The 18,760-nt window shown below is 31.5% G+C and carries 19 protein-coding genes, 2 pseudogenes and 1 other annotated feature; of the genes and pseudogenes, 17 read left to right on the plus strand and 4 right to left on the minus strand.

Features of this window, described 5'->3' with window-relative positions:
* Window positions 1-563: pseudogene (gene pyrE / locus Q428_RS09870) on the plus strand (orotate phosphoribosyltransferase).
* A gap of 60 nt (window positions 564-623) precedes the next feature.
* Here pyrE and Q428_RS15215 read toward each other — a convergent pair.
* A complete protein-coding gene (locus tag Q428_RS15215) occupies window positions 624-791 on the minus strand; it encodes a DUF378 domain-containing protein (protein WP_161633619.1) in 168 nt (55 codons plus the stop codon).
* 218 nt (window positions 792-1,009) lie between these two features.
* On the opposite strand from Q428_RS15215, the gene pdxR reads away from it, so the two are divergent.
* The 4 genes from pdxR to Q428_RS09890 all read left to right on the plus strand — a co-directional run bounded on the left by pdxR (window position 1,010) and on the right by Q428_RS09890 (window position 5,853).
* The gene (gene pdxR, locus Q428_RS09875) at window positions 1,010-2,452 is read left to right on the plus strand and encodes a MocR-like pyridoxine biosynthesis transcription factor PdxR (protein ID WP_035380513.1); all 1,443 of its coding nucleotides are present in this window, start codon (window positions 1,010-1,012) and stop codon (window positions 2,450-2,452) included.
* 2 nt (window positions 2,453-2,454) lie between these two features.
* Window positions 2,455-3,360: a D-alanine--D-alanine ligase gene (locus tag Q428_RS09880; protein WP_035380514.1), complete on the plus strand. Its 906-nt coding sequence runs from the start codon at window positions 2,455-2,457 to the stop codon at window positions 3,358-3,360.
* Window positions 3,361-3,468: 108 nt separating this feature from the next.
* Entirely contained in the window at window positions 3,469-4,815 is a 1,347-nt protein-coding gene (locus Q428_RS09885) for an MATE family efflux transporter (protein ID WP_278244896.1), read from the plus strand.
* A 108-nt stretch (window positions 4,816-4,923) separates the two neighbouring features.
* Window positions 4,924-5,853 (plus strand): patatin-like phospholipase family protein, encoded by a 930-nt coding sequence (locus Q428_RS09890; RefSeq protein WP_035380517.1) that lies wholly within the window; start codon window positions 4,924-4,926, stop codon window positions 5,851-5,853.
* A 9-nt stretch (window positions 5,854-5,862) separates the two neighbouring features.
* Here the strand turns inward: Q428_RS09890 and Q428_RS09895 are convergent, their stop codons facing one another.
* On the minus strand, window positions 5,863-6,735 hold the full coding sequence (locus tag Q428_RS09895; protein ID WP_051515103.1) for a DMT family transporter: 873 nt from the start codon (window positions 6,733-6,735) through the stop codon (window positions 5,863-5,865).
* A gap of 162 nt (window positions 6,736-6,897) precedes the next feature.
* Here Q428_RS09895 and Q428_RS09900 point away from each other — a divergent pair, with 162 nt between their 5' ends.
* The 4 genes from Q428_RS09900 to Q428_RS09915 all read left to right on the plus strand — a co-directional run bounded on the left by Q428_RS09900 (window position 6,898) and on the right by Q428_RS09915 (window position 10,222).
* Window positions 6,898-7,695: a pyruvate, water dikinase regulatory protein gene (locus Q428_RS09900; RefSeq protein WP_035380546.1), complete on the plus strand. Its 798-nt coding sequence runs from the start codon at window positions 6,898-6,900 to the stop codon at window positions 7,693-7,695.
* Between the two features lie 120 nt (window positions 7,696-7,815).
* The gene (locus Q428_RS09905) at window positions 7,816-8,367 is read left to right on the plus strand and encodes a flavodoxin family protein (protein WP_035380521.1); all 552 of its coding nucleotides are present in this window, start codon (window positions 7,816-7,818) and stop codon (window positions 8,365-8,367) included.
* Between the two features lie 133 nt (window positions 8,368-8,500).
* A complete protein-coding gene (locus Q428_RS09910) occupies window positions 8,501-8,776 on the plus strand; it encodes a DUF1294 domain-containing protein (RefSeq protein ID WP_278244897.1) in 276 nt (91 codons plus the stop codon).
* Between the two features lie 93 nt (window positions 8,777-8,869).
* On the plus strand, window positions 8,870-10,222 hold the full coding sequence (locus Q428_RS09915; protein WP_035380523.1) for a glucose-6-phosphate isomerase: 1,353 nt from the start codon (window positions 8,870-8,872) through the stop codon (window positions 10,220-10,222).
* A gap of 237 nt (window positions 10,223-10,459) precedes the next feature.
* Here the strand turns inward: Q428_RS09915 and Q428_RS09920 are convergent, their stop codons facing one another.
* Complete coding sequence (locus Q428_RS09920; RefSeq protein WP_035380525.1) at window positions 10,460-10,726, minus strand: hypothetical protein; 267 nt, start codon at window positions 10,724-10,726, stop codon at window positions 10,460-10,462.
* 126 nt (window positions 10,727-10,852) lie between these two features.
* On the opposite strand from Q428_RS09920, the gene Q428_RS09925 reads away from it, so the two are divergent.
* The 3 genes from Q428_RS09925 (at window position 10,853) to Q428_RS09935 (ending at window position 13,332) form a co-directional block, all read left to right on the plus strand.
* On the plus strand, window positions 10,853-11,179 hold the full coding sequence (locus tag Q428_RS09925) for a HesB/IscA family protein (protein ID WP_035380527.1): 327 nt from the start codon (window positions 10,853-10,855) through the stop codon (window positions 11,177-11,179).
* A gap of 63 nt (window positions 11,180-11,242) precedes the next feature.
* Window positions 11,243-11,411, plus strand: a binding site (T-box leader).
* Window positions 11,412-11,461: 50 nt separating this feature from the next.
* A complete protein-coding gene (locus tag Q428_RS09930) occupies window positions 11,462-12,853 on the plus strand; it encodes a glycine--tRNA ligase (protein WP_035380529.1) in 1,392 nt (463 codons plus the stop codon).
* Between the two features lie 104 nt (window positions 12,854-12,957).
* Window positions 12,958-13,332 (plus strand): DUF6762 family protein, encoded by a 375-nt coding sequence (locus tag Q428_RS09935; RefSeq protein ID WP_035380531.1) that lies wholly within the window; start codon window positions 12,958-12,960, stop codon window positions 13,330-13,332.
* 18 nt (window positions 13,333-13,350) lie between these two features.
* Here the strand turns inward: Q428_RS09935 and Q428_RS09940 are convergent, their stop codons facing one another.
* Entirely contained in the window at window positions 13,351-14,481 is a 1,131-nt protein-coding gene (locus Q428_RS09940) for an AlbA family DNA-binding domain-containing protein (RefSeq protein WP_035380533.1), read from the minus strand.
* Window positions 14,482-14,625: 144 nt separating this feature from the next.
* Here Q428_RS09940 and Q428_RS09945 point away from each other — a divergent pair, with 144 nt between their 5' ends.
* The 5 genes and pseudogenes from Q428_RS09945 to Q428_RS09960 all read left to right on the plus strand — a co-directional run bounded on the left by Q428_RS09945 (window position 14,626) and on the right by Q428_RS09960 (window position 18,681).
* Window positions 14,626-14,787 (plus strand): zinc-ribbon domain-containing protein, encoded by a 162-nt coding sequence (locus tag Q428_RS09945; protein ID WP_035380535.1) that lies wholly within the window; start codon window positions 14,626-14,628, stop codon window positions 14,785-14,787.
* 349 nt (window positions 14,788-15,136) lie between these two features.
* Window positions 15,137-15,714: pseudogene (locus tag Q428_RS16030) on the plus strand (methyl-accepting chemotaxis protein); the annotation flags it as partial.
* Between the two features lie 48 nt (window positions 15,715-15,762).
* Complete coding sequence (locus Q428_RS09950; RefSeq protein ID WP_242847823.1) at window positions 15,763-17,388, plus strand: ABC transporter substrate-binding protein; 1,626 nt, start codon at window positions 15,763-15,765, stop codon at window positions 17,386-17,388.
* Window positions 17,389-17,602: 214 nt separating this feature from the next.
* Complete coding sequence (locus Q428_RS09955) at window positions 17,603-17,989, plus strand: adenine nucleotide alpha hydrolase family protein (protein WP_035380537.1); 387 nt, start codon at window positions 17,603-17,605, stop codon at window positions 17,987-17,989.
* A 278-nt stretch (window positions 17,990-18,267) separates the two neighbouring features.
* Window positions 18,268-18,681, plus strand: coding sequence for a P-loop NTPase family protein (locus Q428_RS09960; protein ID WP_051515104.1), 414 nt, complete (start codon window positions 18,268-18,270; stop codon window positions 18,679-18,681).
* The last annotated feature ends 79 nt before the right edge of the window (window positions 18,682-18,760 follow it).

Below are 18,760 nucleotides of genomic sequence, written 5' to 3' on the forward strand. Positions count from 1 at the left end.
ATGGAGAAAATATTAGAAATATTAAAGAATTCAGAGGCTTTATTAGAAGGACATTTTCTATTGTCATCAGGCAGACACAGTAATAGATACATTCAATGTGCAAAATTACTGCAATATCCAGATAAGGCGGAAAAGGTATTGAATAGTGTTTGTGATAAACTGAAAAATATTGAATTTGACGTGGTTGTGGGCCCAGCAATGGGGGGAGTAATAGTTGCATATGAAATAGGCAGGCAACTTGGGAAGAGGGCTATTTTTACAGAAAGAGAAAACGGTGTAATGACCTTAAGGCGAGGCTTTGAAATAAAAGAAGGTGAACGGGTATTAATAACCGAAGATGTTGTTACAACGGGAAAATCAGCCCTTGAGGCAGCTGAAGTCATAAAGGCTCTTGGAGGGTGGTAGTAGGTATTGCATGTATAGCTGACAGAGGAAGTGCAAGATTAGAACATCCAATTTATAGTGCAATAAAACTTGAAATTGAGAGCTTTGAAACAGGTGAGTGCCCTTTATGTGCTAATGGAATTCCATATATAAAACCAGGAAGCAGAAACTTAAAATAAGAATTAATAAAAAACCATAAGCTACCTGAAAATATAGTAAATCAGGTAGACTTATGGTTTTTATTTGTCTTTACGGTAAATATCTTCGCCAGGTGTCATTAGGTATTTATAAAAAACAATAACGGAAGAAACACCAACTAGTCCGTAAATTATTTTTGATGCAACAGAATTATATCCTCCCAAAATTGGAGTTAATGGATCAAAACCTAATATGCTACAAGGCCCCAAGCCACACCACCAATAACAACAAAAATTAGAGATAATAAAGTTATTACTTTATCTGTTAACATAAACATCATCCTTTCAATTATATTTTATCTATGCAAAAAGAATTTTATACTAAATAAAGTTTCTATTCACTTAGAACCACAATAATATTAAAATAAGTGTATTGTGGTTCTTTTATACTTTTAGGATTAGTGTAAAATATATTTAGAGGTGTATTTATGTTTCGGGATTTAAATATAAATAACGATAGACCTGTATATCTTCAGATAAAAGATTACATTAAAGAATTAATTATTAAAGGGATATTACAAAAAGATGTTAAATTGCCTTCCACAAGGGAGCTTGGAGAGATATTAAATGTCAGTAGAAACACCATAATATTAGCATATGAATATCTTGAAGATGAAGGGTTTATAAGGATAGTCAAAGGAAGAGGTGCCTTTGTTTCAGATATAAAGATAAAGCCTCAGGATAATTTTAACTTAAGTTGGGATGAAAAAATAAATGATTATGCAAGATTTGCTGAAAGACTTGATATAATCAAAAATGAAATAAAATGGGAAAAAGGAATGATTTCCTTTAAAAGTATTTCTCCAGATAGCAGTCTTTTTGACATGGATGAATTCAAAAAAGCCTTTCTAAACAGGATTTCAATGGAAGGGGATAAAATATTAAACTATGGATATGCACAGGGATACAAACCTTTGATTGAATATCTATTGAAGTATATGGAAAATAAGGGTGTAGATGTTGAAGGTAAGGAAATATTAATCACAAACGGATTTACAGAAGGTTTTGACATAGTTGTTTCTGCAATTACAAACAAAGGTGATAAAATAATCTGTGAAAATCCAACCCATAATACTGCCATTAAGATTATGAAACTTCATGAGCTTGATATTCATGGTGTTGAAATGGATGATGATGGTATGAATATAAATAAACTTGAAGAAAAACTATACAAAGAAGAATTTAAGTTTGTATATATTGTTCCATCTTACCATAATCCAACGGGAATAGTTACTTCACCAGAAAAAAGAATTGAAATATTTAATGCCTGCAGACAAAGAGGAGTGCCTTTAATTGAGGATGGATTTAATGAAGAGCTAAGGTACAGTGGTTCTCATATAGCACCAATTATATCTTTAAACGGTAAAGGAAATGGTGTAATATATCTAGGAAGTTTTTCAAAGATTTTATTTCCTGGAATGAGAATAGGCTGGATATTAGCAGACAAGGATTTAATTTCAGTCTTAGAAAGTATAAAAAGAAGCAGAAATATACACACATCCTTTTTAGATCAGGCCATTTTATATGAATATCTTAAGGGTGGAAATTTTGAAAAATATTTAAAAAGAGCAAGAAAGGAATACAGAGAAAAGTTTGAAATAGCTTATAAAGCCGCTAAAGAATTGATTCCATGCAGAGATATCAAGGGTGAAGGTGGGCTTCACATTTTTGTTGAACTTAGAGATATCAATGCAAGGGATGTTTTATTTGAATGTTGTAAAAATGGTGTAATATTTACCCCGGGAGATATATTTTATACTGATGGAAAGGGGAAAAATACATTTAGATTAGGATTTTCAAGAGTATCCAAAGATGAAATTATTAAAGGTTTTAAAGTTATTGGAGATGTAGTAAGAAAAATGGAGGGATAACGATGAAAGTTGGCGTTATAATGGGAGGAATATCTGCAGAGAGGGAAGTCTCATTAAATACAGGAAAAGAGATGGTTAAAGCTTTAGATAAGAATAAATATGAAGTAATACCAATTGTAATAAATACAAAAGAGGACTTGCTTGAAAAGGCAAAGGATATTGATATAGCATTATTGGCTTTACATGGAAAATTTGGTGAGGATGGCACAGTACAGGGAGTTCTTGAAACTATGGGTATTCCTTATACTGGGTGTGGGGTATTATCTAGTGCTTTATGTATGGATAAGGATATGACAAAGAGGATTTTAAGATTTGGTGGTATAAATACAGCAGACTGGATAATTGTAAAGGATAAAGACAAAATAAACTATGAATGTATTGAAAAACTTGGATATCCATTAGTTGTAAAACCTAATTCTGGTGGTTCCAGTGTTGCAACATCAATTGTGAATTCAAGAGAAGAACTGGAAACAGCTGTAATAGAAGCATTAAAGTTTGATAATGAAGTCATGGTAGAGGATTATATTAAAGGTGATGAAATAACTTGTCCAGTTTTAAATGGAGTCATGTTACCTATACTTGCAATAAAGCCAAAATCAAACTTTTTTGATTATAACTCTAAATATAGTGATGCAGGAGCAGAAGAATATGTTGTTGAGCTAGATAAGGATTTGCATAAACAAATAGAACAAATGGCAGTTAATTGTTTTAAGTTGCTAAAATGTAAAGTTTATGCTAGAGTCGATTTTATACTAAAGGATGGTGAACCATACCTGTTGGAAATAAATACTTTGCCAGGTATGACAAGAAATAGTCTTTTTCCTAAGAGTGCAAAGGCTGCAGGAATAGAATTCAGTCAGTTATTAGATATGATTATTGAATATTCGTTAAATGAAAAAGTATCCTAGTGTGATAAGGGCTTGTTCTTTGAAAAACTAAAGAATAAGCCTTTAATCGTATTTATTGAAGTAAAAAACAATTTATGGTATAGTTATTTAAGTGGGGGGTGAATAACATTGGAAAGAATCAGAGAGGTCTTTAAAATAGCAATACCTGCAGTTGGAGAAATGTGTTTATATATGCTGGTATGGGTTATAGATACAGCTTTCGTTGGTAAATATGGTGGTGATACTGCGGTTAGTGCTGTTGGTTTCTCATCAGAAATAATGTATACATTGTCAAATATTTTTGTTGCAATAGGGATAAGTGTTGCAATAACCACTCTTGTAGCACAAAGTACTGGAGCAGAAAAAATGGAAAAAGCAGAGGAATATTTTAGTCATGGATTGGTTATTGGAGTAATAATTGCATCCATTATTGCTATAATATTGATTGCTTTTCCCAATAAAATTCTTCAGACAGCAGGGTTAAGAGATGAAGTGTTAGACAATGCTGTTATTTTCATGAGGATTGCTGCAATAGGATTATTTTTCAATATGATTACCAATATGTTAAATGCATCTTTAAGAGGAACAGGAAATACTACGGTGCCATTTGTCATTTCATTAATCATAACTATAATCACAATTTTTCTTGACTCAATACTCATATTTGGAAGATTAGGTTTTAAACCACTGGGGGTAAAAGGATCAGCAATAGCAACAACAACAGCATATATGATTGGATTAATATGTGTTGTAATATACTATATTAAGTGGTCTGAAATAAAGTTTAAAATAAAATATGTGTTAAATTTAAAATATAGTAATTTAAAGAAAATTATCTCACTGGCTATACCATCAGGTCTTCAAGAGGGTGCATTCAGTATCAGCAGGCTGCTGTCACTTTATTTTATAATGCATTTAGGAACAAAGGCTTTTTCAGCAAACCAAATTACAACAACTATTGAATCGATATCCTTTATGCCAGGATGGGGATTTGCAGTAGCTGCTACTGCCTTAGTTGGGCAACGTATAGGAGCAAAGGATTTTAGCGGTGCTAAAAGTTATGCTTATATCTCTATGTTTTTCAGTACTGGTGTAATGTTGATTTGCTCAGTATTGTTTTTACTTATACCTAGACAATTAATGAATTTATTTATAAATGACCTTGAAACTATAAAATTAGGAAGTACCTGCATTATGATTGCAGCAATTGAACAGCCATTTATGGCAATTAGTATGGTTTTAGGAGGGTCACTAAAGGGCGCAGGAGATACACGAACTCCTTTTATTGTTTCTCTTATTTCCAATTGGTGTATAAGGATACCATTGATGTATTATGTAATATTCGTTATGAAGTTAAGTGTTTCATTTGTATGGTTTATAACTGGAATACAATGGTGCTTTGAAGGAATTATATTAATTCTTCTGTTTAAAAGAAAAAGCAGCAGATGGAGAAACATTTTAGAAGAAGTATATTAATGTATTATCAATATAAAAACAAGTTATTTGAATTTTCATTAAATGACTGAATCTACTCACAGCATATACATTTTATTCATATTCTATATAAGAAATTATATGGAGTTGATGCATGTGTATGCTGATTTGGTTTTTGAGGGGGGAGGAGTTAAGGGGATTGGTTTTGCAGGTGCTATATCCTCTCTTGAACAAAGAGGTTACAAGTTCCAAAGAGTTGCAGGAACGTCAGCAGGAGCTATTATAGCATCCTTGATAGCTGTTGGATATACCTCAGAAGAAATAAAAGATATAATTTTTAATTTAGATTATACAAGATTTCTTGATAGGGATTCATTACAGAGTATACCTTTAATTGGTCCAATTGGAGGATTTATCTTTGAAAAAGCTATTTATTCTGGGGATTATTTAGAAAATCTCTTAAGAGATTTATTTATTAAGAAGGGGAAAACCAAGTTCAAAGATGTAAAATTGGATGGAAAATGGAGGCTTAAAATTATAGCAACAGATATAACAAACAAGGAAATGCTTATTCTGCCTGATGATATTACTAAATATGGAATTAATCCTGATGATTTAGATATTGCTTTGGCTGTAAGGATGAGTACGGCTATACCTTTTTACTTTAAGCCAGTTATTTTAAAAAAGGAGAATAAACAATGTTTTATAGTTGATGGAGGAGTTGTAAGTAATTTTCCTGTCTGGATATTTGATATAGAGGGAACACCTAGGTGGCCCACCTTTGGTTTGAAATTTCTTGAATGTAATTTAAGCAACACAGCTAAAGGGAAAAGAAACATTATTCATTATGCTATTGATATCATTGACACTATGGTTGAAGAAAATGAATTAAGGCATATTAGGGAAAGTGATTTTATCAGAACAATAACAATTCCAACCAATGGCATCAGGACTACTGAATTTAATATAACCAGTGAAAAGAGTATGAAACTTTTTGCATCAGGATACAAAAGTGTAGAGGAGTTTTTAGAACATTGGGATTTTGAAAACTATAAAAAAAGATATAGAGAAAGGGGCTGAATAGCCCTTTTAGTTTTTATCGTCTTTTTTTAAAAGTATAACGCAGAATACGATTATTACAATTCCTGAAATTTGATTCAGGGTAAATTTTTCACCCATAATGAAATAGGAAAAAATCGCAGCTGAAGGAATTTCTAAAGTGCTGATAATAGAAGTAATTACTGGACCAATGTACTTTATTGCTCCGTATAATAGGGTTAGTGGTATAATTTCACAGAAAAAAGCAAGTAATGCTGCATTGGATAAAGAGTTTAAAGTAACATATGGAAGCTTTTCAATAAAATTGAAATTAAAAATTATTAAAACCAGCAATGAGAAAATTGTAGTATAAAAAGTTACAACAATAGGTGGAACTTCATCAACTAAATTTTGAGCATAAATATTCATAAATGAGTAAAAAACTGCACTTAATATACCAAATAAAATTCCTTTTAACTCAAAATTAAATTCAAAAGAAAATATATTCAAAACCAGAACACAACCTAGAAAAGTTCCAATTATAGCAGTTGCTTTTCGCCTTGTTATTTTTTCACCAAAAAACAAGAAAGAAAATAGGGCAACCATTGCAGGATAAGTGTAAAGCAGCATTGTGGCAACAGAAACTTCAAGATATTTAAATGATGAATAGAAAAATACTGTCATAAGCGTATTACCTATTGCTCCTTGAATTAATAGTTTTTTTATTGTAGTACTATTAAGAGACAAATCTTTCTTGTATTTAAAAAGACATATAAAAAATAATATTACCCCAGCGATAATGTATTGTAACATTAATAAATCTACAGGAGTGAAGTTATTGCTGTAGCCGTTTTTTACAAAAATACCAGCACTACCAAAAAAAATAGCAGATATTATTGCATAGATATATCCCCTTATGTGCATTTTAAAACCTCCTTTAAATGACAACAAAAATATTATAGCATAATTTAGAAAGTTATAAACTAATCAAAAATAATATAAATTACTTATAATAACAACCTAAATGTGTTAAAATTAAAATAATTCTAAAAATAAAAGTGTTATATCAATTCGTACGAGGTGATAATAATGATAATATACGCTGTATCTGATTCCATTGGAGAAACAGCAGAGCAAGTGGCAAGGGCAACGGCAAGCCAATTTGACTATGAAGTCAGAGTTAAGAGAATTTCTTATCTTAAAACCAGGGAAGAAATAATGAATTTTATTAATAGTATAGACTCTAAAAACTGCATGATAATTTCAACAATAGTTATGGCAGATATAAGAGATTTTTTAGTACAGATATCAGTGGAAAGGGGTATACATATTGTAAACGTACTTGGACCTTGTATAAATTCTGTGGCTAGATTAACTGGAAAAACACCTGCATATAAACCAGGTGCTGTAAGAAAGCTTGATCAGGATTATTTCAAAAAAATTGAGGCAATGGAATTTGCAATTGCCTATGATGACAGTAAGGATGATAGAGGAATAAAGTTTGCAGATGTTGTTTTAATTGGCTTATCAAGAACTTCTAAAACGCCTCTTTGTGTTTATCTGGCTAATAAGGGTATAAAGGCAGCCAATGTTCCTCTTGTACCTGAAGTATCACTTCCAAAGGAACTTTTTGAAATAGATAGAAAAAAAATTATTGGTTTAACAATAGACCCTTTAGAACTCATTGAAATTAGGAAAAACAGGATGTCAAGAATGGGTAATATCGGTCAAATTGAGTATGCAAATACAGAGAGAATATTGTTAGAGTTTGAATATTCTGATATGGTTATGAAAAAACTTAGATGTAAAGTTATCGATGTAACAAGAAAGGCTATAGAAGACACAGCTTCTTTAATACTTCATCATATTGAATGGAATGAATAATAATCATTAAATACCATACTAAACTAACATATAATTTTAATCACAGACAAATAGTATAGCATTATTTAAATAATTGTGTTATAATATTTATGTGATTTATTTTTGTTAGGAGCTGATATTATGAAAGTTGTGACTATATCATGTAGTCCAAGGGTAGGAGGAAATTCTGACTTAATAATAAATAGCGTGTTAGATGGCATAAGGAACGCCCATTCAGATATGGTTGTGGATAAATTTAAATTAAATAACTTAGATATTAAGGGTTGTAAAGGATGCTATCAGTGTAAAAGAACAGGTGAATGTATTCAAAAGGATGACATGCAACAAATATATTCAAAGATGAACGAAGCTGATCTTTTGATTTTTGCTTCACCTATATATATGGGATACATTACTGGAATAGGTAAAAACTTTATAGACAGGCTTTTTGCATTTTCGAGGGGACATTTTGATATCTCATTGCCAGCTGGAAAAAAGTTTATTGTAATATTGACACAAGGCCATGATAGAGAGGATGCATATAGGGTGGTAGCAGATAATCTGATGAATATATTTAATGGTCTTGGAATGGAATCAAAGGGTAAAATAATTGCAGCTGGACTTACATCCAATGTAGCAGATATAAGAAAAGAGATTTTGGAAATTGCTTATAATGTAGGCACTAGAATATAAATATGCAAAGTAAATCAAAATAAATAGAATATATTCGATAATAAAAAGAAGCTGATGTAAAATTATCATTAACAGAATAGTTTTATGTCAGCTTTTTTGGTTGAAAATAATATTTGAAAGGGGAAGTATTAAAGTGAGTTATCTTTGGGGTTATTTAATTATTGTAAACTTCTATGCTTTTTATATGATGTATATAGATAAATTAAGAGCAAAAAAGGGGATATGGAGGATTTCTGAAAGAAAATTTTTTGCTTTAACACTTTTGTTTGGAAGTTTAGGTGTTTTATTAGGCATGAAATTTTTCAGACACAAAACAAGGCACATTAAATTCAGGTTTTTGGTTCCTATGATATTAATAATTCAAATAATACTGATAATATTATTATATAAGCATCGGATTGAATTTTGAAAATTTATATTTGTTAGACTATGATATTGAAGAATAGGGATTATTATATTAAAATTTATATCAAGACTAAGAAATGGAGGTAATTGCGTTAAGATGACAAATATTAGGGTTGATTATTCTAAGACATTAGGGTTAGTTAGTAAAGAAGAAATTCAGGAAATGGTTAGTTTAATTGATGATGCTCACAAGAAAATACATAACAGAACTGGAGAAGGAAGTGATTTTTTAGGCTGGGTTGACCTTCCTGAAAATTATGACAAGGATGAATTTGATAGAATCGTAAAAGCTGCTGAAAAAATAAGATCCAATTCAGATGTTCTTTTAGTCATTGGAATAGGTGGTTCATACTTGGGAGCCAGGGCTGCAATGGAAATGTTAAACCATAGTTTTTATAATTTAGTATCAAAAGAAATCAGAAGGTCTCCAGAGATTTATTTTGTTGGAAACAATATAAGTTCAGTTTATTTAAGGGATTTACTTGATGTAATAGATGGAAAGGAAATATCTGTTAACGTAATTTCCAAATCAGGTACTACCACTGAACCAGCAATAGCATTTAGAATATTTAAAGAGTATATGGAAAATAAATACGGAAAAGATGGAGCCAAGGAAAGAATTTATGCAACAACGGATAAGGAAAAGGGTGCATTAAAAAAACTTGCTGATGCAGAGGGTTATGAAACATTTGTTATTCCTGATGATGTAGGAGGACGTTATTCTGTTTTAACAGCAGTAGGACTATTACCAATTGCTGTTAGTGGTATAGATATAAAGGAGATAATGAAGGGTGCAAAGGATGGATTAAAAGAATATTCAAATATGGATATTGAAAACAACCCAGCATATATTTATGCTGCTGCACGTAATATTCTTTACAAAAAGGGTAAGAAAATTGAATTAATGGTTAACTATGAACCAGCCCTGCATTATTTTTCAGAATGGTGGAAGCAGCTATTTGGAGAAAGTGAGGGAAAAGAAGGAAAAGGTATATTCCCTGCTTCAGTAGATTTCTCAACGGATCTTCATTCAATGGGACAGTATATACAAGAAGGAGAAAGAAGTTTATTTGAAACAGTTATCAATGTTGAGAAAGTTAGAGAAGACATTACTATTAAAGAAGAAAAGGATAATATAGACGGATTGAATTTTCTTTCAGGGAAGACCATGGATTTTGTTAACAAAAAAGCCTTTCAAGGAACAGTTTTAGCGCACAACGACGGTGGAGTACCTAATTTGATTATTAACATACCTGAATTGACACCGTACTATTTTGGTAAATTAGTTTACCTCTTTGAAAAGGCATGTGGAATAAGCGGTTATATGTTGGGTGTCAATCCATTTAATCAGCCAGGAGTTGAAGCTTATAAGAAGAACATGTTTGCTTTACTTGGAAAACCAGGATATGAGGATTTGAAAAAAGAGCTTGAAAATAAGCTGGAGTTATAAAGCAGAAGAGTTTCAATAATTTTAAAGAAAAAATCAGTTTAACCCCATGTATGTTACATATATCATGGGGTTTTTACATGGCCCGGCATAGGCGACAGCTTAGCGGTGAAAGTCCGCAACGGGCTTGGTAATGGAAACCATTATCCAATGGCAAGGGTGTCCATGGTGAGGTGGAATCTTAAGAATGGATGTAAGACAAATTCTTAAGTTAATATAAGAAAAACATAGTGTTAGCTTTTATTTTTCCTCCAGAACTATAATTTCAAATCTATCAAAATCAATTTCTTCAATAAAGTTGTCCTGTTTGAAGGAAGTTTTTTTGAATTTATTAAACTCCTCAAGATTGTTTGGCAGCCAATAGGGCTTTGAAATATCAAATTTATAGCATAACTCATTAATACATTTTTTAAGTTCCTGCTGGTATTCAATTTTCTCGTTGCAAATAACAACTTCATTAAGTAGTATTCTATTTTCTTTAATTATTTTTCCCCAAAGTCTAATCATATTCACCATTCCTTTAAATTAATAATCTTAAGTATATCAGAAAAATTAATTGAGATAAATATCACATTGATTAATTTACCTATAGGGAGTATACTAAGTTTATAGAAAGATTAAGGAGGCAAAAATATGGAAATAAAAGTTTCACAAGTTGCAATTGAAAAGATTTTGGATGCGGTTAAAGAACATAATGAAAAACCAACAGTTAGAATATATGTTGCAGGTGTTGCATGTTCAGGAGCTAAGTTTGGTATAGCATTTGATGATGTAAAAGAAGGAGATGAAACCACAGAAATAAGTGGATTAACTTTTATAACAGATACTGAATACATGCCAGTTTATGCTGATGGCATTAATATTGATTTTGTTACAGAGCCTTCAGAAGGTTTTGTAATAACATCTTTAAGACCTGTTGCACCAAGCTGTGGCGGAGGTTGCAGCGGCTGTGGCCAATAATTATTAATGAGGATATTGACAAATTTAGCTGTTTTGGTATTATAGACATTAAGTAGAATTTTATAAGACACTGTGAAGAGAAGGAGTAGCTAAATGTCTTATTTAAAGCGAGTCGAAGATGGTGTAAGTTCGATAATAAGCTTTAGTGAAGGGCATCTCGGAGTGTTTTTTATAAAGTGGACTTTTATGTCAATAAGGGTGGAACCGCGGAAGAAAACCTTTCGTCCCTTGCTTTGGGATGGAGGTTTTTATTTTTTTAAATTGAATCAAGGAGGTTTATTTATGGCATTTGAAAAAACTATGGATAAGATAGTTGCACTTTGTAAAAGCAGAGGATATATTTTCCCAGGTTCTGAAATCTATGGAGGATTAGCTAACACATGGGATTACGGTCCTTTGGGTGTAGAGTTTAAAAATAATGTAAAAAAGGCATGGTGGAGAAAATTTATACAAGAGTCTCCATACAACGTTGGGGTAGACTGTGCTATTCTTATGAATCCACAGACATGGGTTGCTTCAGGGCATGTTGGTGGTTTTAGTGACCCACTTATGGATTGTAAGGAATGCAAAGCTAGATTTAGAGCTGATAAACTTATTGAAGATTATATGATGAAGACAGGTGAGGCTAATCCTTTAGTGGATGGCTGGAGTAATCAAAGGATGATGGATTACATAAAGGAACATAATATCAGTTGCCCTGAGTGTGGAAAAAACAATTTTACAGATATAAGACAATTTAATCTTATGTTTAAAACTTTTCAAGGTGTTACAGAAGATTCAAAGGCAGTTGTATATTTAAGGCCTGAAACAGCTCAAGGTATATTCGTCAACTTTAAAAATGTATTAAGAACAACTAGAAAAAAGCTTCCCTTTGGAGTAGGTCAAATAGGCAAGTCCTTCAGAAATGAAATTACTCCTGGTAATTTTACCTTTAGAACTAGAGAATTTGAACAGATGGAGCTTGAATTTTTCTGCAAGCCAGGTGAGGAGTTACAGTGGTTTGATTACTGGAGAGGTTATTGTAAGGATTGGCTTTTGAAATTAGGGCTAAATCAAGAAAATATAAGACTTAGGGATCATGATAAGGAAGAACTTTCACATTATAGTAATGCAACAACAGATATAGAATATAAATTCCCATTTGGCTGGGGAGAACTATGGGGTATAGCAAGTAGAACTGATTTTGACCTAAAACAACATATAGAACATTCCGGCGAAGAATTAGTATATATGGATCCACAAACAAACGAAAAATATGTTCCATATTGTATTGAACCTTCTGTTGGAGCAGATAGAGTTGCATTAGCCTTTTTAGTTGATGCTTATGATGAAGAGGATTTAGGTGAAGGAGATTCAAGAATAGTTTTAAGACTTCATCCAGCGCTGGCTCCATATAAGGCTGCAATACTTCCACTTTCAAAGAAATTATCTGAAGGTGCCCAAAGAGTTTATACAGAGCTTGCTAAGAAGTTTATGGTTGATTATGACGAAACAGGAAGTATTGGAAAGAGATATAGAAGACAAGATGAAATAGGTACACCTTTCTGTATAACCTATGATTTTGATTCAGAGACTGATAACTGTGTAACAATTAGAGAAAGGGATTCAATGGAACAAGTCAGAATTCCAATTTCTGAAGTTGTTAGATATATAGAAGAAAAATTAGAATTCTAATGGTTGTTCGCCATGCCCTATGGGCTTGGCGAATAACAATTTTTTATTAAAAAGAATTGAATAATAAATAGATTTTTAAACAAATTAATAGAGGAGGTGTTTTGATGGAATCAAAGGGATTGGTATTAATGGAAAAAGTCGAAGGTATACTTCAGAATGAACTAGGAAGTTATGAGATTGAAGATGATAATGGATTGATTTTTAAGGCGTTTGTTGAAAATAATGTTGTAAATTTATTTTTGACAACTGACAGAGATGTTAGTGATGATGAATATAATGAATTTTATGATTTGTATAACATAGAAGCATTAGAACTAGAGGGTTATGAAGTTGAAGAGGTTGAAGAAGAATACAATCCAGTCTGGTGTATTAAGTTTGACTTCGACAACGATCATCTTAAGACTCAGGAGAGATTAACAGAAGTACTTGAGTTTCATACAAATGAAATAGAGAGAATTAATAGTATTTTAAAACAGTAAAGTTCGGTTATCCGAATTTTACTGTTTTATCTTAAGTGGTAATATTACCTTATATAGGTTTTTAGAAAGAATGTTAAAAGTCTTTATTTTTCCAAATTTTTGAGTTAATTCTGAAAGATTTATAGATTTATTGAAATACTGCCCAGTGGAGTCCAAGGCAATAACCTTTAAGTATAACCACATGTTTCTACGAACGTATTTTTCCAGACTTCGGTTTGTTTCTTTTACAGCAGCTCCAGGATTAGTGATTTCAATTTTGTTTTTGTTAATAAAAACTTCTATGGCAGAATTTATTTCGAAATAATCTCTGTATATAACTGATTTGCCTAAGAAATCTTCAACAATTTCAAAGGGGTAATCCTTGTTATCTATATTATTTCTCAAATAAGAACATGCATCGTTAAGCATTTCTATTATTGTTCCAGAAGCGATATAATGTTCAGGATTTAATTCATTTGTATAGTTATGAATTCTAATAATTGCATGTGGTAAGAAAATCTGAGGATTTTTTCCAAACAGGAGCATACCACCACATGTTGGGTGATATTCATTGTAGTCCTTTTCCTTTGCAATTATACCCATTGATAAAAGAATGGATTTGTTAATATTAAGTGGCAGGCCTGATTTGTGGAAGAAGTTTAATAACTTCTCATGATCCAAATCATCTATGCAGGCTTTATATAAGGGAAGGAGTTCATAATTAATAAGTCCTGTGTCCTGTAGCATAGAAGCTATTTCTTCTTTTCTCATGATATCAGTAGTTGAGCCACGTCTTATATAAAAGGCACCATTATCCCTTAGTTGATGGGGTTTTTGTTCGGTATAATATATAGTTAACACTCCAATTATATGGTTATCAATATTAACTGTATCAACTGATATTGGTACTGGAGGGTCAATACGGGTACTGACAACCTGCTGAATTTGCTCTTCACTAAATTCATCTAGGTTAATACCAATAATTTTTTTTGTTTTATCCTCTATACCGAATAATATATGTCCTCGTCCACCCCTTGAATTTGCTATGGCACAAACATCCTTTGCCAATTCTTTTTTTCCGCTCTCTGTTTCAATATTAAGTTTAAGCTTAAAATCAAGTTTAGTTCCTTCTTCACGGGAAAGCATAGAATTTATTTTTTGAGCATCCATCTTATCACCTTAAAATTTATTGTTATACTTTTATTATATAAAAAAAATAAAATAATACACACAATAAATATGAATAACAATGTTAAATTTGGAGATAATACATTATGTATCCTAAAAGGAAATAATTAAATAAGGAGAGTTATTATGCAAGACAAGGAAATCATTTGTAAAGACTGCGGAAAACCATTTACTTTTACAGTTGGAGAACAGGAATTTTATAGGGAAAAGGGATTTGAAAATGAACCTGTAAGATGTGGAACCTGTCGAAGAGAAAGAAAAAATGCAAGGTCAGGCAGAGGTAGATAAAAAATAAAGGATTGGTAAAAACCAGTCCTTTTTTTGTTGATATAAAATTAAATTAAAATTATAATTAAATAGAATGGTAATTTATCAAGAATTTATATTATTTATTTGGGGGGATACTATGTTTCCTTGGAAAAACAGCAAGAAAGATACAGAGCAATTAAAAAAATTAGAAAATGTAGCTAATGTAGAACAGAACTCTAATGTTGAAACTGATATGTCAACAGTACTTTTAAGGGATAATCAGTATAACATGGTTGATAGAATATACAGAAAAATTGAAGAGACAGGTTTTGCAACAGAGAACCTGATTGACACAATTTCTAGTATATCAAAATATGTTGAATTACAAATGGATTCAATTGATAAGGTTGTTAACGAAATAAATAACTATTCAGCCTTAGCTGAAGAAGTTTTTGCAAGTACAGCGCATTCCCAGCAGACAGCAATTGAAACTTTACATACTGCTACAGAAGGTAGCAAGGCAGTTGAAGATTCACTAAGGGCAATGGGGGAAATAGAAGTATCTTTTAATTACATAAAAGAGGTTGTAAATGAGCTTAACAAAAAGTCTTTACATATAAATGATATGTTGAAAATAATTAAGGACATAGCAGAACAGACAAATTTACTTTCTCTTAATGCTTCAATTGAAGCTGCAAGGCTGGTGAAGCAGGTAGGGGATTTGCTGTTGTTGCTGCAGAGGTAAAAAAGCTTGCCCAAAGAAGCTCAGAATCTGCTGAGAAAATTACCAAAACTGTAGAGGAGATTAATATTAGCATAAAACAGACCATTGAAGCGATAGAAAAAAGTGGTACAAGGGTTAAACAGGGAACAGAAATTGCACATAATACAAAGGAAGTCTTTAATAGGATAATTGAAGCTGTAAATGTTACAACAAACGTAACTGAGGAGATAAACAAGGCTGTTACTGATCAGACGCAGAATCTGGAAAACGTAGTTCAATCAGCTGAAGATATGAATAAAATATCAGAAAAGGTAATGGCAATGATAGAAACAGCTTCAATGGATACTGAATACACAAAAGCATCAATAGATACATTATCAGAAGTATCCAAAAATCTATTAGATGTAACGAAGGGGTTTAAAAGTAAACTGCAAGGTTCAAATACAATTGAATTGAAAATTAGAACCTATATCAATGGGGCACCATCATCCTTTGACCCTGCAATGGCTTTTGATCAACAGAGTGGAAAAATTTTTGCCAATAATCATGCAGGATTACTTATTCAAGGGATGTCTACGGATATTCTACCAGGTGTAGCTAAAAGCTGGTATGTAGAAGAAGATAATGTTACATGGATATTCAATTTAAGAAAGGGTGCTAAATTTCATAATGGAAGGGAAATCACAGCAGATGACGTTAAATATTCTCTTGAGAGGATATTAACACCATCATTGAATTCACCAAACGCCTGGTTCTTATCCTTGATTTATGGAGCTGATGATTTTCAAAAAGGAAAAACAAGGGAAGTTTTGGGGATAAAAGTTTTAGATAAATATAGAGTTTCTATAAAGCTTACCTCACCATATACAGGATTCTTATTAAATTTAGCACAAAGTTGCTGTTCGATAATGGCAAAGGAAGAAGTGGCTAAGGGTAATTTTGTTGGATGTGGACCCTTTTACATTGAAAAAACAGGAGAAAATGAATGTGTATTAGCTGCATTTAAGGAATATTTTGGAGGAAGTCCTTATGTTGATAAAGTAGAGATTGTATATCAGGATGAAAATGCTGCAACTAATTTTATTGAAGGTAGATATGATTTTATAATAATCGACAACATGAGTGCTATGAAAAATATTAAAGAGTCTAAATATGCTAACAAGGTTAGAATGGAAAATGTAATGACAACGTCATATGCAGGATTTAATTTAAGAGGAAATTCTGTATACGCTAGAAATAAAGAAGTAAGAAAGGCAATAAATTATGCAATTGATAGAAAATATATTATAAATGAAATATTAGGCGGCATGGCTGTTGAATCAAAGGGCCCTTTTCCACCAAGCATAGTGGATAATTCTTATCTACCTGGTTTCAGCTACAATCCTCAAAAAGCAAAAGAAATATTGAGAAAGGCAGTTTCAGGTAAATTAGATAAACTTGTCATTTTAGCAAGAGAAGGTTCTGTTAATACTACAAATGACAAGATAACAGACTGCATTGTGAAAAATCTAAAGGAAATAGGTATTGATTGTGTAATTGTGAAAGTACCATCTAATAAATATCTAAGCCCGGAAAGCATAAGTAAATGTGATATATTTATAAGTGGTTGGGTTGCTGACACAGGGGATGCAGACAATTATTTAGAACCTTTATTTAACCCTGATAATTATACTAATTTTACAGGATATAACAACCCAGAGGTTCTTGAGCTTATGAAACAAGCTAGAGAAATGCTTAACCCTGAAAAAAGACTAGAATTGTATAAGAGGATACAGAATATTATTGTAGATGATGCACCTTGGTTATTTTTACATCATCCTCAATCAGGAGTGATAAGCAGAGATGGAATTGCCGGCGTCAGAATGAATTCTCTTGGTAAAATAAAATATGATGATATATTTATAGAAAAAATATAACCGGGAATTCCCGGTTTTTTAAATAATATACGTATTTAATTGAATACTTGAATTATTATCTTATATTTTGGTAAAGTTAGCTTGTAAGACTTATATAAAAAGATTTTAAGGTTTGTAAAAAGTTTATGATTTTGATAGAATAAAGTGTCCTAAAACAGAGGGGAGTAGTATAATATAATTATGGGAATATTCTACCCATGAAAGGGGTTATAGCATGAATATGACTAATAATATAATGGTTTGTGTTACACAACAAAAGACATGTGAAAGATTAATTAAAAACGGTGCTGAAATCAGAAAAAAACTTAGTGGAGATTTATACGTAATACATGTTGCAAGGGAAGGAGTCAATTTTCTAGGAAATAAGCAGGAATCGGAAGCTCTTGAATATTTATTTGAAAAATCAAAGGAGGTAGGAGCAGATTTAACCGTTTTAAGATCAGATAATGTAATTGATACAATTGCTGATTTTGCATACAACAAAAAGATAGGGCATATTGTACTTGGAGAGTCACCAATTGGTAGTAATGAGGACGGAGTTATTTCAGAAATTAAAAATAGACTGCCAAATTCCCAAATACACATAATCCCAGCAGAATAGTATTGAACTGCCCCAGTTTATAAGGGCAGTTTTTGTTTTAAAAAATAGAAATATAAAAAAATTTCAAGTGAAATTCTTACATGAAAATTAAAATATATTGTTCTATCTAGAATGGGTAAAGAAATTGTTTCTTTTTTGATGTAAAATATGAATATTTTGCATTATAAAGTTAATACTACCCAATAGAGTGATAATTTGAGCTAAAATAAATTGCAAAAATATTCAGAATATAGTATCCTTAAATTAGGGGTACAAAATAATTTAATGGGGTGATTAAAATGATTCAGGTGCTGACCGGTGAAAAAGGTTCCGGAAAAACAAAAAAACTTATTTCAATTGCAAATGAACTCATTAATCAAACTAAGGGCAACATAGTTTACATCAGTAATAACCTAGATGGTATTTTTGACTTAAATTCAAAGATTAGACTAATCGATACCTCACAAGTCCCCATTTCAAATCTTGATTCATTTAAGGGTTTCATTTACGGTATTTTAGCCGAGGATTATGATATCGAATCTATAGTTATTGATAATCTCAGTAATATATTAAAAGATAATATGAATGATGTTATTGAGTTTTGTGAGTTTACTAAGGATGTGGCTAATAGTCAGGGAATAAAATTTATTCTAGGTGTAAAATGTTCAAGTGATAAATTATCAATAGATGATGCGGAATATATTGCAGTTTAATATAAAATGGGGGTTCTTACCCCTTTTTTAGTTTTTTGTGGTATAATATATTCCTGCATACATTTTATGGGGAGGGTTG

Source organism: Fervidicella metallireducens AeB, assembly GCF_000601455.1.
GTDB lineage: Bacteria > Bacillota > Clostridia > Clostridiales > Caloramatoraceae > Fervidicella > Fervidicella metallireducens.